The sequence below is a fragment of the Alteromonas sp. P256 genome (assembly GCF_036864455.1).
Taxonomy (GTDB): Bacteria; Pseudomonadota; Gammaproteobacteria; order Enterobacterales; family Alteromonadaceae; genus Alteromonas.
On record NZ_JAZETM010000007.1, the window covers coordinates 1 to 16,346 of the forward strand.

Genomic DNA, 16,346 nt, shown 5'->3' on the forward strand with positions numbered 1-16,346 from the left:
CGTTTGAGTGAGGTGCGCATTATACGCTGGAAGTTTTTGCTGTCAACACTTTTTGAAAATTTATTTTCTTAATGCTAACTTCGAAACTCCCGTCTTTACTGCCTTAAAAAGCTAGTAGAGACTAACTTCGTGGTCACTGCCGTTTGGCTTTTCCCCCGAAGCGGATGCGCATTTTAGGGATCTGAGCGCTCACGTCAACCCTTATTCATAAAAAAGTAATAAAAAGTCGATAATAGTGAACCTAACGCCTATTTTTTAGTCAGATGTGATAATTAGTAGACAATGTGGACTAATTACTAATAGGATGAGACTTCAGATCCTATATAGTAGTTACCACTAAGTGGTAAACGATCGCTGCCGATAACCGCTTTATATATGTTATCGAACGTCGCTTTTTACATAAAAGCGATAGAAACAAATAAGGGCCGGGTGCAAAAACCAAACGATATCGAACGAATATCGAATTCGTTGAGTAACGCACACACCTTTATAGTATGTACTTGTATTGCTTGTACCTTTATACCGTTAGCTTTGTGTGTAACATGTACGGCGTGCCTCTTACAGTGACTCTTTCACAGTCAAGTGGGTAACCTGTCTAAGTTATTTACAGTAGTTAATACCTATATATGTGTACGGCTCTAAGTATGTAGTTAGGGCGCATTCATACAAGCGCTTTGCCATAGCTACTACAACAGCGAGTACAGCAGCATCGTTATAAAGCTACGCAATAATTATAAAAGGTGGATTTATGTCAAGAACGCTAACAATTCTGTCGGCATCACTGTTATCAGCTGGTTTTCTCAGTATCGGTGTTGCTACATCAGCAAATGCACAGGAAGCGTCGCAAGAAGTTTCACCCCTTACAGCATCTAACGAATCTGCGGGCCCTTCAGTAGTGCCAAAGGATGAAGTAAGTCAATCGACTAAGTTTCAAACCGCTTTTTTAAAGCGCCAAGTAGATCAGACTATGTCAGTGGGAAGAGCAATAAGCTCTATCGCTGGTCACTATCCGCAGGACATCGTGCTAGTAGTAGACATTGCATTAGACACATACCCTGATAAATACAGAGAGATCATCTTCGCTGCAATATCGGCGCAACCTTCGTCTACCGAAGAAATTGTTAAGCTTGCTATCGAGAAAGAAGTGAGTAGCTGTCCGAATATCGTTAAGCTAGCTATAACAGCAGAACCGACCTACGTGGATTTTGTCGTTCACGCTGCTGCAATGGCTACACCAGAAGAACTTGATGAAATAGTACGTGTTGCCGTGCTTACTCAGCCAGACTCTGCCGACAGTATTGTGCAAACACTTTCGCAAGAGCATCCAAACAAAATTGTCGAGATAATGACAAGTGCGCTTAACGCGGTACCGTTTGTTGGTGAGTATGTTGTTGACGCTTTGTTAGCCGTATTCCCTAATAAAGCGGAAAAGGTAGTAGAGACTGCTGTTCGCGAGTCATCGCAACAACGTGAACAGATAATGCGTATTTTAAATACTGCGAACAACTCTGGCGTATCTCAGATAAAGCTTAAAGAATATGCTCTGTCTGCAGGACTAAGCGAAAGTGACTTTGCTACTGCCGTAGGCAATTAGGTTGATATCGCGTTTGGGGCTTTGATTTATAGCAATACAGGTAACGTTAGTTACCTGTATTGCTGATAAAAGTCGTCATAACGGACTCAACAAAATTCAAAACTAGTTTTTAGCTGAAACAAATACGTTCACACACCAACACAGCGCACCTTATCCCGCTCTCATTAAAGACATTGAACGCACTATTTCATTTCATACAGCATGGCTGCTTCTTTATAAAGCATGAGTTCTGCCTTCAATAAATCCACTTTGGCCTTTATTTCTTTTATCTGCGCCTTAATTTCGTTTTGCGCTCTAGCATTTAACACAAACATGTCGCTATCACCGGCATCAAACCGCGTTCTCTCTACCCGTGACAATGTTCTAGCAAGTGACGCATTTTCGCTTTGTAGCGCAGCAATGTCTTTTGCTTGAGTCCAATATACATAAGCTTGTTCGAAGCGTTGCATGATCGACTGCTGGATTGAGGTAAATTTATGTCCTAACTCCCGCTGCTTAGATAATAACTGTGAGCGCTCCGCTTTGGCCTTTCGGTTACCAAGTGGATAAGAAAACGAAAGGCCCAGTTTCGTCTCTGTACCTTCTAGTGTTTCAGAGCCTGCCCCGACATCACGAGCAATAGACGCTTGTAAATCGAGCTTTGGCAGTAAGGCATTATTGGCTAGCGCAGTTTTGTTTTTTACCACCTGCTGCTCTAACTGCATCACATCAAGCTCTGGGTGTTGGCGCAAAGCTTTACGCAATGCCATAATTTGTGCGTCGCCCACCCAAAAGGGCCATTCAATATCATTTGGCGGAGTATCAGCATTAAACGACATCATGTCGCCTTGGGGAGAGCGCCAATAGAACGACAACATTTGAGCATGAGCGTCGCGCTTTTGCTTAAGTTCGGCAAGTAACAATCGCTGCTGCATTATATTTGCTTGAAACTCTACCAACACAATATTGGCAAGGTCGCCCTGTTCAACACGTGTGGTCAACGCTTTTTCCCGATCTTGGGCAGTAACAAGCAAATTATCTACCGCCTTAATTTGCAGCGCACTTTCATACCACGATATGTACTCAGTAACCCCTTTATAAATAAAGTTATTGAGCATACTGGTGGCTTGCGCTTCCCACTGCGCCGTAGCAAGCCCTGCATTTCGAAGCTCGGTTCTACGCTTATCTATTTCACGATTTTGTAGCAACGACATAGCAACACCAACGCTCGCCTCTCCAGCAGAAAGTGTATCGTAACCACCTTCGTAAGCAGGGAAGTCGCCAGCAGCAATACGATACTCGGTAAATACATTGGCATTATAGTCTTCAACCGGGTTTGTAAAACGCTGAGTTAAGTTCGTTCCGTCGTAAAACCCGCTCACGCGGCTTTTTGTTTTCTGCTCTATGAATGGGTCGAAACTGCTTCGCGCAATTTCCACTTCAGCGGCCGCCTGGTAATTGCCTTCGTTAATCGCCAGTACATAGGGATGGTACTGAGTCATGCTATCTATGAATTCATTAATACTGGGCGCAGGAACCTGGCTGGCTGTGTTTTCTATTGCATGTACGCTCGGTATACCACTCAATGTTAAAGCAACCACGGCTGAATTAAGAAAGTAACTGAGCTTCACTTTATTGCTCATAACTGACCGCTTCCTTTCGCAGTGGCGGTAGTTTGTGGCTGTACTGTAGGTTTAGGTGGGAAATTATTGAGCTGACGCCACATTTCGTAACCTAAGCGAACTTCTTCAAGCAATATCCACGCTCTTACCTGGCTACCCAAGCGTGCTGAACTTTCTGACGGCCAAGCTACATCATCTTTATCGGGTTTTATCCATACTTGAAACTCCCCCATGGTATTCGCCACCGGCTCTACATAGACCACTTCCCCGCCGAAGGTACCTATTGCAGCGCCAGGCCAACCACTGAACTGGAACACCGGCCACCCGTCAAATTGTATACGCGCTTTTGCGCCTGGTGTTACTAACGGAGCATCTAGCCCCCTAACCGTTATTCTTACACTGCGTTTTGCATCAGCTGGGATAAACTGACCTAAAATGTCTCCTGATTTTACGAAAGTGGATACTCCGCCAGATAACAACCTCACCACTGTGCCGTCAACCGGCGCCACTTTGGTTTGCGTAGACTGACGGGATAGCGTCATACTTACATCGTTAATTTCTGTTACCGACGCCGCCGCTTTCGCTCGCAACTCTTCCACTTTTATTTGAGCGTTCTCCACTTCTTTGCGCGACACTAGCCCCTGCTTTTCGAGGCTTATCTGACGCTGCAGGTTGTTTTCAGCGTTTCGCACAGCCGTTTCATTAGCTTGATTTTTTAAGTTGGCCGCGGCTAACTGCGACTCTAATTTTTCTAGACGCTGTGCATCTATATCAATAAGCGTAACGATTGGCGCACCCGCTTTTATCTGCTGGCCTTCCCTTACATGCCACTCCTTCACCTGCCCATCGACCAGCGCGTTGATAGGCTGCATACGATCTTCGGGGTCCAAAGAATCCACCATGCCTGTGCCGTAGGCTGTCTGGATCCAAGGCGTAAAGTACAGTGTAAAACCTGAAACTATAATCAAAAACACAATAATGCCGCATACCACTCTGTGTAATTTAGGCACCCGCAAGGCAGGCAGCGACTTCATGTTATCTAAAAAACGACGTTCAGCATTATTCATTTAACTGTCCTCCTTCGCATGCCCATCTGAAGCGCTTTTATCGCTATGATTGTAATGCGTTACTTGTGCGTCGTCATGAAGATGCAATAAGCCAGTAGCGCATTCAGGAATGGGCATATTAGAAAAGTACAGCACAGTAAAGTCGTATTCCTTTAATCGCTCGAGCAATCGTATCCTTAACGCTGGCGGTATAGCGTCGAAATGCTGATTTAAAATTAAAATTTGTGGTTTAGCGATAATCGCTGCGGCTAACTTTAATAACAAAAACTGTAATGGCTGTAACGGCGCCCCCATCACAGACACTTGAGTTCTTAAGCCATCAGGTAACGCATCGATGGCCGTTGTTAGCTCCACCACTTCAAGAGCCGCACGGATATCAGCATAACTTGCCTTTGGCTGAGCAAGCTTTAGATATTGCTCAATCGACACTTCGATAATTAATGAACGGTCGAGAATGGTCACCGCTTGACGAAGTTCGTGAATATCGTAGTCATTCAAACTTAAATTATCTAACGTGATTTCACCTGAGCGCACAGGCTCGTAACGCTTTAATAGCCCCAGTAACTCTCGCTGTACCCAGCTCTTTTCTGTTGTAATAAAATACTGCGTTCCGGACTCAAGCGTAATGTCGATGTGACAGTGATCGTCACCATGTTTAAGCATTAGTTTATTAAATGTAAGCTTGGAAGACTCTGGTATATGCTCGGCATTCGAATGAAGTGATTCCTGCGGCATAGCAAGTGCACTGCCCAGCTTTTCAGCTGCACCGTAGAGTTCATAGTACAGCTTTAGATATTGAGTGAAACGAGATAGGCCAAGGAACACTGCCGACATTATCAACTCTGCAGCAACAAGCTGACCGATAGAAAGCTGCCCCTGCACGACTAATACACCGCCAATGCCCAGCAATGACGCACTGGCCACTGCATAAAGAAGCAAAAACATAACAACTTGCGAGAAGGTATAATGAAAGTGGTTTTTATGTTTTTGAATATAATCGCCAATATAGCTTTCGGTAGTCTTTCCTGCATATTCAACGTGATCGGCAGATTTGAAGAACTCGTGAGCACTTGCAATATCGTGTAGCCATTTAGCTGAATTGTATTTTGCAGTGGATAATTGAATTGCCGTGCGCTTAGCGCCCCGCCCCCAAATTTTCCAAACCGCATACATCACAAGAATAAGTACCACGTTAAACGCCAACAAAGTGGGATGATAAAAAGATACTAAGGTAAAGCCCACCAGCATTTGCAATACCAGTGCAAAGCCATCAATCATGAGCGAGGGAATGTTCTTTTGTAACGTCATTATGTCGAAATAACGTTGGGTCATACTGATGTTTTGGCGACCTTCGAAATAGCTATGAGGCGCCATAATAGTGCGTAACCCAATATCGGATGTAAGGCGCGCGTATACCTTGCGCTCGTAATACTCCATTATTCGCATGCGAAGGGCACTGAACACGCCAGAGGTGAATAGTGTGAAAAACAGCACCATGGCCAGTATCACCACGGCGCGCGTTGAACCGATATTAGCGATACTGTTTATCAGGGTTTGCACCGCAATAGGTACTGCTAGTGTCATTAAACTTATTGCCACGCCATAGGCTATTGCTACTGAAAAGAAGCTGGCTTCAGGTTTTAACAACGAAAACAGCGTTTTCCTTGTTTTACGTAGATTAATTACTTTTCCCATAATAGTATCTTTTATGTACCCGCAAGCTTATTTTCTATAGTGTAATTTAATATTTAATAAGATTAAATCTGTTATATTCTTCTAAGTTCATCGACAAAAGCTTGGTTATGCACCATTTAAACTATCATCACCTCTACTATTTTTATCTAGTGGCTCGAGAAGGCAGCATTGCGAAAGCTGCAAAACTTCTCCACGTTACTCCTCAAACGGTAAGTGGGCAACTCAGTACATTTGAAAATCAGTTAGGCTATTCGCTTTTCGACAGAATAAACAAACGTTTATATTTGAACCCCAAAGGTAAAATGAGCTATCAGTATGCCAGTGAAATATTTCACAAAGGCAACCAACTTGCTGAAATTCTTAATACAAATGACGAAATTAATACGAAAGAATTCGTAATTGGTATTACTAATGGTATTCCAAAAGTGCTTTTTTACGACTTTGTGCACAATACCATGCGCGAGTTCGCGAATGTGAAGTATGTAATAAAGGAAGACAGCTTTGAAGGGTTATTAAAAGAATTAGCGATTAATGCTGTCGATTTCATTATGGCCGATAGAGGTATTGCGCCGGGTACCCAAGTGAATGCCAAAAGCTACTTTCTGGGTGAAAGCTCGCTAAGCTTTTTCGCTAAACATCCGCTGAAGCATAGCGAACGCTTTCCTGGATGTTTAAATCATATGCCACTACTTATGCAAGGTCATACTTCCGGCATAAGGCATGCTCTTGTTAGCTGGCTTGAAACTGAGCAGCTTTATCCAAAAATTGTGGCGGAGTTTGATGACAGTGCACTACTTAAACTATTTGGTAGCGAAGACTTTGGCGTGTTCTGCGCACCCTCAGCTATATCGACTCATGTAGAGGTGCAATACGGCGTACATTGTATTGGCAACGCCAAAGCGCTTAACGAACGTTACTATGCTATCACCGGAAAAAGTCGGGCTGATTACACTATTTGCGAGCACATTGTCGATAATGCAAAGGCGCTGTTTACGCAAAATGAGTGAAACACTGACCTTTTGACCATCTAAACTGCTTGAGGCTTTCTTACCCTTTGCATCGCTCTACGCATAATTCTACCTGCGCTTCGCCAAAACGGTAATCTAATGCATCGTGGGCGTCTTTTTGAACCTTACTCCAATCAAATCGCCCTCTGCCTAAATAGGCACATTCAGCAAACGCTTCCACTGCTTCAAAGCATTCTCGCACTATCAAATCTTCAGTCATCATTGAAGGTATCCTGCTCTTCAAAACCTAACTAAATAATATCTTATTAACTAAATATCAGCCTGTGGATTTGCGTATTGCGCCAAAAGGCTTTGTATATCGCGGGATAACTTTGGGAGTGGGGTTTACAATAGAAGAGCAATAAATGGGGTCAGAACCGCATAAAAGCTTTAATGCGGTTTTGCCCCCCTTTTATTCAGTTTACAAAAAAGAGTTTAGTCGGCGTTGAACAGGTCGCGGCTGTACACTTTCTCTAGTACGTCTTCGATGTCTGCTGTGACGCGGTTCGCCACAATAACATCAGACTCTTTTTTGAAGGCTTCTAAGTCGTTGACTACGCGAGAGCGGAAAAACTCATCTTCAGTAAGTACTGGCTCATACACGATTACTTCGATGCCTTTCGCTTTAATACGCTTCATAATGCCTTGAATAGCACTGGCGCGGAAGTTGTCAGAGCCCGACTTCATGATAAGACGGTATATACCAACAATTTTTGGATTGCGGCTAACGATAGAATCGGCAATAAAGTCTTTACGAGTGCGGTTAGCATCCACAATGGCCTGAATCATGTTGTTAGGCACTTCGCTGTAGTTAGCTAGCAACTGCTTTGTATCTTTCGGTAAGCAGTAGCCACCGTAACCAAAACTTGGGTTGTTGTAGTGCCCACCAATGCGGGGGTCTAAGCTAACGCCTTCTATAATTTGTTTTGTATCTAATCCGGCACGTTCTGCATAGCTGTCTAGCTCATTAAAGTACGCCACTCGCATTGCTAAGTAGGTATTAGCAAAAAGCTTAATCGCTTCTGCTTCAGTACTGTCAGTAAATAGTACTTCAATGCCTGTCTTAATAGCGCCCTGCTCTAATAGCTTGGCGAAAATTTCAGCTCGCTCTGAACGCTCACCTACAATAATACGGCTTGGGTGTAAGTTGTCGTAAAGGGCTTTACCTTCTCGTAAAAACTCGGGTGAGAAGATAATGTTATCGCTGCCGTGGCGCGCTTTAGCCTCTCGTGTAAACCCAACAGGCACGGTAGATTTAATTACCATCACCGCTTTTGGATTAACTGCCATTACGCTTTTGATAACCGCATCAACACTGCTAGTATTAAAATAGTTAGTTTGGGCATCATAGTCTGTCGGCGTGGCAATGATTACATAGTCCGCGTCGCGGTAAGCTAGGTTAGCGTCTAGCGTTGCTTCTAAATCAAGCTCTTTGGTCGCCAGATAATCTGAAATCTCGATGTCTTCAATAGGAGACTTACGGCTATTTAGCATCTCAACTTTTTCAGGTACTAAGTCAATAGCCTTCACTTCATTGTGTTGCGCCAACAGAACCGCGTTAGATAAGCCCACGTAACCCGTTCCTGCAACAGCTATTTTGTACTTTTTCATCGTACCTTCCATTAAGATTTTCTCCACTATTAACAACTGTTTTATCGCACTATCAAGAAGTGCAATGTAAAATTTTTTAGTCAATGCGCACGCAAATAAACTCTGCTAGCCTCAATCGCGTTACTGCTCTAACATAACTCAAAATATGTGCCGTACAATATGGCAGTTATGCAGATTCAGTGCCCTTTTGTAATTAGCCTATTTCTTCTTTTATTCTAACTGAAAAATTTTCCCGCTTTAAGGTTAAATTAGGGCTGTAAGCAGGATCATTCTCAATAGTTTTTGACCATTTGGTTTTTAAATAAGTCAGCTCTTTATTGAATCGCGCTGCCTTTTCTTGGGAAATATCTAAGCCTCTACTTACAGATTCATGATGAAAGAGTTCAGCCTCAGCACAATAGACGTTTCTTACACCTAACTCCTCTACTCTTAAACAAAAATCGACGTCGTTAAAGGCAACAGCCAAGTCATTTTCATTTAAACCGTTAACAGCATCGAAATGCGATTTTTTTACTAAAAGGCATGCAGCGGTTACGGCGCTAAAATTATTAGTAGCGCAAATTCTTTTTAAATAACCAGAATGAGTACGCGGAAAGTTTTTATGAGCATGACCAGCGCCACCGCCATAGCCTAATACAACACCAGCGTGCTGAATACGTGTATCGGAATATAGCAACTTTGCACCAACACAGCCCACGGATTCCCTTTCAACATGTCCCACTAAATAAGTGAGCCATTCGGGTGTTATTACTTCAATATCATTATTAACCAAACCAACCACACTGCCCATGGCATGCTGTACACCAAAGTTGTTGATAGCTGAATAGTTAAATACACCAGGATATTGCAAAACCCGTATTTTGGGCAGAGTATTTAGGTAGTCAAAATAATCTAAGCTCTCTTTTTCGTCTGAGCCATTATCTATCAACAGTATTTCATAGTTCGAATAGGTTGTTTTTTCTAAGATAGATTCAACACAGTCTTGAACAAGCTGTTTTCCGTTTTTGGTTGGAATAATTAAGCTAACCAGCGGCGACGTATTCTTCCACATCACCTTGTTGACATTCTGCTCATGGCTTAATGTTGTTGTTGCGTCACCGCTACTCTCTATTTCATCACGTATTACAGCTAAGTCTCTTGCCGTTTCGTTATCATCAAAACACGAATGTACAAGAGGAAGCGAAATGTGCTTTATATTTAAGTGCTGACCACTTAATGTTAGCTTTGCTAAAAGCCCAGCTATCGACGTTAAACAATCAACTGTTTCGAGGTAATCAGCTTTTAACATTACCCCCGTACGAACATAGCCAGTTGATAACTGAAGCTCGGGGTTCCAATCTGGCAAAAAACGCGGCGCGGTATACTCGCCATTTTCTAACGCTTCATCTGTATCGCTGAACACAATGCCTGCGCTTTTAAGTGCATCAAGAAAACGCGCTATCGCACCAGCGTGCACTGTATCGCCGCTTTTCAAGAGCAGAATAGGTAAGTTGATATCGATATTATCTTTGTGTGGCAGAAAACCGCCTTTATCTTCATCATTGATAAAAAATACGCTTGCCGCACCTAATGCTAAAACATTTTGCTCGGTTTTAGAAAAGTTCTCAGAGCTACCTACAATAATCACTTGCCATGACTGCAGCGCTTCATTGTTTTGCTCACTCAGCAAAGAATGATGCTCGTGTAACCACGCTTGGTAGAGTTTGTGAGTTTGCTTAGGTGTAGGCGCATCAAAAAAAAGTCCCGACTTTCTAACAGACTTAATATAGAAGCCGGTTAAGCGTTCGTTTTGCTTTAGCTTGTTTTTTAAACTTTTAGGCACAAGTTGAAGAGCAGCGCGCACAGCTCGCATTACAGTTTTTTTCATTATGGCTATTTGCTAGTTGTAGGAATAAAAAACCGCTTCGACAATCAAAGCGGTTTTAAAGTGTACCACAATAGGGGTAAAAAAAATTTAACTGCCTGAACCTAATCGCTCGCCTTGGTAACTGCCGTCCAAAACCGCTTTCCACCAGCCCTCGTTATTCAAATACCATTCCACGGTTTTACGGATACCACTTTCAAACGTTTCCTTTGGCGTCCAACCAAGTTCGCGCTCTATTTTGCTAGCATCGATGGCATAACGCATGTCGTGACCTGGCCGGTCTTGCACGTAAGTAATTTGCTCTGCGTACTTGCTCTCCTTCGGCTTAACATCATCTAAAATAGAACAGATAGTGTGTACAACTTCTAGGTTTTGCTTTTCGTTGTGTCCGCCAATGTTGTACGTTTCGCCTATTTTGCCTTCAAGAGCCACTAACACTAGCGCACGGGCATGGTCTTCAACATACAGCCAGTCGCGTATTTGATTGCCCTTGCCATATACAGGCAATGGCTTACCCGCTAAGGCATTTAGAATAACTAGCGGAATGAGCTTTTCAGGGAAATGATAAGGGCCGTAGTTATTAGAGCAATTAGTAACAAGCGCAGGCAACTTATAAGTGCGTAGCCAAGAACGGACTAGCTGATCGGAACTGGCTTTACTTGCGGAATATGGTGAGCTTGGCGCGTAAGGCGTTGTTTCAGTGAACAAAGGCAGCGCTGTGCCTGGCTCTACTTCATCAGGGTGCGGTAAATCGCCATACACTTCATCAGTAGAAATATGATGGAATTTAAAACCCGCTTTTTTATCGCCTTCGAGTGAAGACCAATACGCTCTTGATTGCTCTAATAGTGTGTAAGTACCTACTACGTTTGTTTGAATAAATTCGCCGGGCCCATCTATAGAACGATCAACATGCGACTCTGCAGCCAAGTGCATAACAATATCGGGTTGATATTGAGTAAGTACGCGCTTAACTTCTTCAGCATCGCAAATATCTACTTGCTCGAAGCTGTAACGGTCGCTGCTTGAAATTGACGTTAACGACTCTAAGTTTCCCGCATAAGTTAGCTTATCTAAATTAACTACCGTGTGATCAGTATCATTTATAAGGTAGCGTACTACTGCAGAACCGATAAAGCCTGCGCCACCTGTAACTAAAATTGTATTGCTCATTTATCTTTTTCTCGAATAGATTCTGTTCTGGCTATAAATGCTGCTCACCCAAGCAAGAGTTAGTTGCTACTCAATTCGTCCATCATAGCCGAAAGCTGCTTACGCCAGTGAGTTGGTGTGCAATCGGCAAATGCTTTACGGGCAGAGGTTTTATCTAACACGCTGTAGTGGGGGCGCTTCGCTGGCGTAAGGTATTCACTAGTAGGAATAGGCAACACCGAAATAGCCTTATCCAACAAGCCCTTTTCAAGTGCTAATTCCTGAATAGCAAGGGCAAAGTCGTACCAACTGGCTACACCTTCGTCTGTCCAATGAAACACACCTGCTGTTTTATTCTTAGCCGCACTAATACACGCCTGCGCTAAGCCTTTGGCCCAAGTAGGCGTACCTATTTGATCGTCGATTACCGTAAGCTGCGGTTTGTCAGCCATTAAGCGCAGCATGGTTTTCACGAAATTATTACCATAGGCCGAATACACCCATGCAGTGCGAATCAAGCAACTTTGTTTTGGAACAAGCTCAAGCACCGTCTTTTCGCCGTCGGCTTTCGTTTTGCCGTAGGCGCCTTGAGGCTCAATAGGGTCATCAGGCAAATAAGGCGAACCTTTGTGTCCGTTAAATACATAGTCGGTAGATACATGAACCAAAAACGCACCAGAGCTTTTACAATACTTCGCTAAATTTTCTACGGCAGTAGCGTTAATTGCATGGCACAGCGCTAAATCGTCTTCGGCTTTATCAACCGCTGTATAAGCAGCTGCGTTAATAATCACATCTGGAGAGAGCTGGGACAGAGTTTTCGACAGCACGTCTTCTTTAGTAATATCGGTATCTTCAGGGCCTAAACAAATAGTGTCTTCGCCTAAAATCCGAACCAGTTCATAAGACAGTTGCCCCGCATTACCAATAACAACAATTTTCATGGCTATTCTTATTCCTAATTTCGGCGGGGTTAAACGCCGGTAAACGTTGGTGCGTTAATGAACGCAATGCCGTTTTCATCTTTACCGGAAAGCGAAGGCTTCTCGCCATTCACTAGAGGCCAGTCGATATTCAACGTAGGATCGTCATACTTTACCGAAACCTCAGACTCTGGGTGATAATAGTCTGTGCATTTATACACAAACTCAGCCGACTCACTAGTTACGTAAAAACCATGGGCGAAACCCGCAGGCACCCAAAGCTGGCGTTTGTTTTCAGCAGACAAGGTTACGCCAACCCACTTCCCGTAGGTGGCAGAATCTTTACGCATATCTACCGCAACGTCATATACTTCACCACTTACTACGCGAACTAACTTACCTTGAGTTTGCTCTAGCTGGTAATGCAGCCCACGTAAAATACCCTGGCTTGATTTTGAATGATTGTCTTGAACGAAGTCGACATTGGCACACTCTTTTTTAAACCAGTCGGTACGAAAAGTTTCTAAAAAGAAGCCACGTTCATCGCCAAATACTCTTGGTTCGATAATTTTTACTTCAGGAATATCGGTAGTTATTACTTGCATGCAGGGTCCAAATAAGATGGTGGGTTTATGCTACGCCTTTACTCTGTCGCTTATTACTTTCAATAGATAATCGCCATAACCACTTTTTCTAAGCAGCGCGGCAAGCGAAGCTAACTTTTCGGCATCAATATACCCCATTCTGTAAGCCACCTCTTCTGGGCAACACACTTTCAATCCTTGCCGTTTTTCAATCGCGGCAACGAAGTTTGCTGCATCAAGCAAAGAGTCTAGCGTACCAGTATCCAGCCACGCAGAACCACGGCCCATTAACTCCACTTTTAAACTATCGTCCTTGAGATACAGGTTATTCAGGTCTGTAATTTCAAGCTCGCCGCGTTGAGAGGGCTTAACTTGTTTTGCAAAGTCTACAACGCGGTTATCGTAATAATACAAACCGGTTACCGCATAATTAGATTTAGCTTTAGTCGGCTTTTCTTCAATAGAAAGCGCGTTCCAATCGTCGTCAAAATCTACAACCCCGTAGCGTTCGGGGTCGTTAACGTGATAACCGAATATGGTTGCGCCATGAGTTTGGCTGTAAGCGCTTTGAAGTGAGCGCTTGAGGTCGTGACCGTAATAAATGTTATCGCCTAAAATTAGCGTACAGCTGTCGTTGCCAATAAAGCTTTCACCTATCAAGAACGCTTGAGCTAGCCCATCGGGTGTAGGCTGCACGGCATACTGCACGTTAATACCTAAATCGCTTCCATCGCCAATAAGCTCAATAAAACGTTGCTGCTCAAAAGGCGTTGTAATGATCAGAATATCTCTTATTCCTGACATCATTAGCGTCGCTAGGGGATAAAAAATCATTGGCTTGTCGTAAACAGGCATAAGCTGCTTACTCACCACTTTGGTTAATGGGTGGAGACGCGTGCCTGAACCGCCTGCTAGTATTATTCCTTTTCTGTGCATCTTCTTCCTTATTAATCTGTTCGATTTATTCTCGTAAGGTCTTTATAGAGTTCAGCATCAAGCATTTAAACACCATTATTGCATAGGTTAAATGGCAGAATGACTATTGCAAACTTCTTCTTGAAGAATCACCGACGCTATCTGACGTGGTTACTCTCACGAGTAATGTTAAAAAAAATCCATAGCTAAATATTAAGCACTTTTTAGTTAATCTTTATTAGTGAGCCGTAAATCTAGGCCACATATTAAACCAAGATTTGCTTGAAATAGTCGACGTATGAAACACACTCGTCTGGTAATTTTTCAGCTATAAATGAATCACCCAAACTTCCATTTTCTTTCTTCTGCGCTATGTAGTTATTAACTGAGTCATTGTATTTAGGGGCCTTAACTACGAACCGAGCATTTGTCTGAGCGCAAATATAATTTGGTTTTACAACTTCAATGATTTTGTGATCAATATTCCCAGCTGAGTGAACAAAAACTACCGAAGAATACAAGCGACAGAGGTAGTGAAACATTGTGTATGAAGACGAGGAGCCGAATATTAACAAAGTTTCCTTAAAAACTGCGTGTTTATGATACATAACGATAATCCGACCAAAGTTATCGACATTGTTATCAAAAACTACGCAATGTCTGTAGTTAAAATTGGTCAACCTATCTTCTTCGTGACGTTGAGGAGGAAACAACTTTGAGCCCAAGTCACCGCTTACTTCTCTATTCTGATAAACGTCTCCTTCGAAGACATTGAGTTCATCAATATTTCTAGACATTAATTTACTTGTAACTAATTGCGCCGCGAACCTCGCTCCATGAAGCGTCCAGTGAGTGTCACAAACTCTGAACGAACGGTCGTCTAAATTACGAAGCTCTTCAATTGGTAAAATAAAATTAAGTGTTTCGGGCACTAACTCTTTGAGTTTTTCGATAGGCGCTTTTTTTGAAAAGTTATAAGGATAATATTCCTCATAAACCATTTCCTTCGAAGGCGCTACAAGTAAACACACTGGTATTTGTGCTGAAAAAGAAAAGGTGTTTAACAACTCTAGATATTCTTTCCACTCAGCTTGAGCTGTGCGGGATAATTTTAGTTTCCCAGTATATTGTTCGATACTCTTGTTAGTATCATTATCAAGAAAAAGCCAGCCATCTTTCCCTTCCAAAATCTGAAATTTGCCCTCAACAGATCCACTTATTATTTCAGTGAATGTGCCATTCTCAACAATCCCCAAGGTAAACGCTGAATGTTTTAGTTTAATTCGCTCTGAAAACCCACAACTAAGTAAATCGTGATTTTCTGGAGCTTGGTTTAACACCTTTGAAATAACATCTGGCCGAGCGCGATTCAGTGGTATTTTTTTCACCTCATCACCATTTACAATAACTAGCGATGTTGGCGACGCCTCGTCATTTAATAACCAACCTTGGAACAACAAGCCCTCGCGAATTAGCTCTCCGCCATCTATGCTTTGACCATTGCACGGAAAGTCAAGATGCCATCGAGCATTGGAGGTTGTACTCTCTACTCGTTGGGTAATTATGGAATAAACTGCCACTAAAGTTCCTTTCTTACGGCTTTATAAAAAGTCGCCTACGATTTTATATTCATGAAGTAGATGTGATTCAAGCCGCTTAATACCACTTGGAAGCTGATATGTTTGGCTAGTTCGTCTGTTGACCTGCAGTGTTTTTAACTCTATCTCGGTCAAATCCGACAATTGCTTTAAACCTTCTTCGTATTTATGTTTTGAGCCTACAAAGCTAAATTCGTCAATCGGTACGGCATTGAAAAATCGGCTATAAGTATTTGTAAAAGCCTCAATGGTATTATTAAGAATCAGCTCATTAACTATGCTTTCTTGTGACTTTAGGCTAGCTTTTGGCAGCTTTGCTTTCAACAAAATATAATGCGGATGCTTCTCTTTAAGCGCCAAGAGATGGCCTACAAACGACCATATTCGTTCTAGCGGGTCGCGAACCCAAACGGCTCTGATAGCGTTTGGAAAGGTTTTAATATGATTAATATGCGGCTTAAAGTGTCCGTGAAGCACCTTGGCTTTCGACGGCAACCAAACCCCCTCACCTTTCGACATGGCACTGGCACCTGTATTTGCATAAACACCATAAACATTCCTAACCCCGAGCGCTTGTTCAAAAGCCACTCTAAGTGAACTTCCAGCAGTTTTTGGAATGTGATGAGACAGTACAGAAACATTAAGATGAGGCTGGCATTGAGAATTTTTAGCCGGCGCTAACAATTTTTCCACACTCCAAAACGGATGGGTTTTATAAGACATAGGTGACTAATC

Annotated in this window: 14 protein-coding genes; 2 read left to right on the forward strand and 12 right to left on the reverse strand. The window is 42.8% G+C overall.

Annotated features, from left to right (window positions below; translation table 11 throughout):
* Positions 1 to 748 precede the first annotated feature (748 nt).
* Complete coding sequence (locus V7R39_RS11895; RefSeq protein WP_334030901.1) at positions 749 to 1,594, forward strand: hypothetical protein; 846 nt, start codon at positions 749 to 751, stop codon at positions 1,592 to 1,594.
* Positions 1,595 to 1,776: 182 nt separating this feature from the next.
* On the opposite strand, the gene V7R39_RS11900 is transcribed toward V7R39_RS11895, so the two are convergent.
* From V7R39_RS11900 to V7R39_RS11910, 3 genes are read right to left on the reverse strand one after another with little or no spacing between them, the layout of a single operon-like run.
* A complete protein-coding gene (locus V7R39_RS11900) occupies positions 1,777 to 3,216 on the reverse strand; it encodes a TolC family protein (protein ID WP_334030902.1) in 1,440 nt (479 codons plus the stop codon).
* Positions 3,213 to 4,262 carry an HlyD family secretion protein gene (locus tag V7R39_RS11905; protein WP_334030904.1) on the reverse strand — a complete coding sequence of 350 codons (1,050 nt, stop codon included), beginning with the start codon at positions 4,260 to 4,262 and terminating at the stop codon, positions 3,213 to 3,215. The genes V7R39_RS11900 and V7R39_RS11905 overlap by 4 nt, the downstream gene beginning before the upstream one ends.
* Positions 4,263 to 5,957, reverse strand: a complete 1,695-nt coding sequence (locus tag V7R39_RS11910; RefSeq protein WP_334030906.1) for an ABC transporter ATP-binding protein — start codon at positions 5,955 to 5,957, stop codon at positions 4,263 to 4,265. It abuts the gene before it with no gap.
* 107 nt (positions 5,958 to 6,064) lie between these two features.
* Here V7R39_RS11910 and V7R39_RS11915 point away from each other — a divergent pair, with 107 nt between their 5' ends.
* On the forward strand, positions 6,065 to 6,964 hold the full coding sequence (locus V7R39_RS11915; protein WP_334030908.1) for a LysR family transcriptional regulator: 900 nt from the start codon (positions 6,065 to 6,067) through the stop codon (positions 6,962 to 6,964).
* A 40-nt stretch (positions 6,965 to 7,004) separates the two neighbouring features.
* Here V7R39_RS11915 and V7R39_RS11920 read toward each other — a convergent pair whose 3' ends face one another.
* The 9 genes from V7R39_RS11920 to V7R39_RS11960 form a co-directional block, all read right to left on the reverse strand.
* Positions 7,005 to 7,187 (reverse strand): hypothetical protein, encoded by a 183-nt coding sequence (locus V7R39_RS11920; protein ID WP_163106917.1) that lies wholly within the window; start codon positions 7,185 to 7,187, stop codon positions 7,005 to 7,007.
* A 212-nt stretch (positions 7,188 to 7,399) separates the two neighbouring features.
* A complete protein-coding gene (locus V7R39_RS11925) occupies positions 7,400 to 8,587 on the reverse strand; it encodes a nucleotide sugar dehydrogenase (RefSeq protein ID WP_334031082.1) in 1,188 nt (395 codons plus the stop codon).
* 181 nt (positions 8,588 to 8,768) lie between these two features.
* A complete protein-coding gene (locus V7R39_RS11930; RefSeq protein ID WP_334030911.1) occupies positions 8,769 to 10,442 on the reverse strand; it encodes a glycosyltransferase family 2 protein in 1,674 nt (557 codons plus the stop codon).
* 87 nt (positions 10,443 to 10,529) lie between these two features.
* Complete coding sequence (gene rfbB / locus V7R39_RS11935; RefSeq protein WP_334030913.1) at positions 10,530 to 11,612, reverse strand: dTDP-glucose 4,6-dehydratase; 1,083 nt, start codon at positions 11,610 to 11,612, stop codon at positions 10,530 to 10,532.
* Between the two features lie 59 nt (positions 11,613 to 11,671).
* Positions 11,672 to 12,535, reverse strand: coding sequence for a dTDP-4-dehydrorhamnose reductase (rfbD, locus tag V7R39_RS11940; protein WP_334030914.1), 864 nt, complete (start codon positions 12,533 to 12,535; stop codon positions 11,672 to 11,674).
* A 29-nt stretch (positions 12,536 to 12,564) separates the two neighbouring features.
* Positions 12,565 to 13,119, reverse strand: a complete 555-nt coding sequence (rfbC, locus tag V7R39_RS11945; RefSeq protein ID WP_334030916.1) for a dTDP-4-dehydrorhamnose 3,5-epimerase — start codon at positions 13,117 to 13,119, stop codon at positions 12,565 to 12,567.
* Positions 13,120 to 13,149: 30 nt separating this feature from the next.
* Positions 13,150 to 14,034: a glucose-1-phosphate thymidylyltransferase RfbA gene (gene rfbA, locus V7R39_RS11950; RefSeq protein ID WP_334030918.1), complete on the reverse strand. Its 885-nt coding sequence runs from the start codon at positions 14,032 to 14,034 to the stop codon at positions 13,150 to 13,152.
* 245 nt (positions 14,035 to 14,279) lie between these two features.
* Positions 14,280 to 15,593 carry an alginate O-acetyltransferase AlgX-related protein gene (locus V7R39_RS11955; RefSeq protein ID WP_334030919.1) on the reverse strand — a complete coding sequence of 438 codons (1,314 nt, stop codon included), beginning with the start codon at positions 15,591 to 15,593 and terminating at the stop codon, positions 14,280 to 14,282.
* Positions 15,594 to 15,614: 21 nt separating this feature from the next.
* Entirely contained in the window at positions 15,615 to 16,334 is a 720-nt protein-coding gene (locus V7R39_RS11960; protein ID WP_334030921.1) for a hypothetical protein, read from the reverse strand.
* Between the last annotated feature and the right edge of the window lie 12 nt (positions 16,335 to 16,346).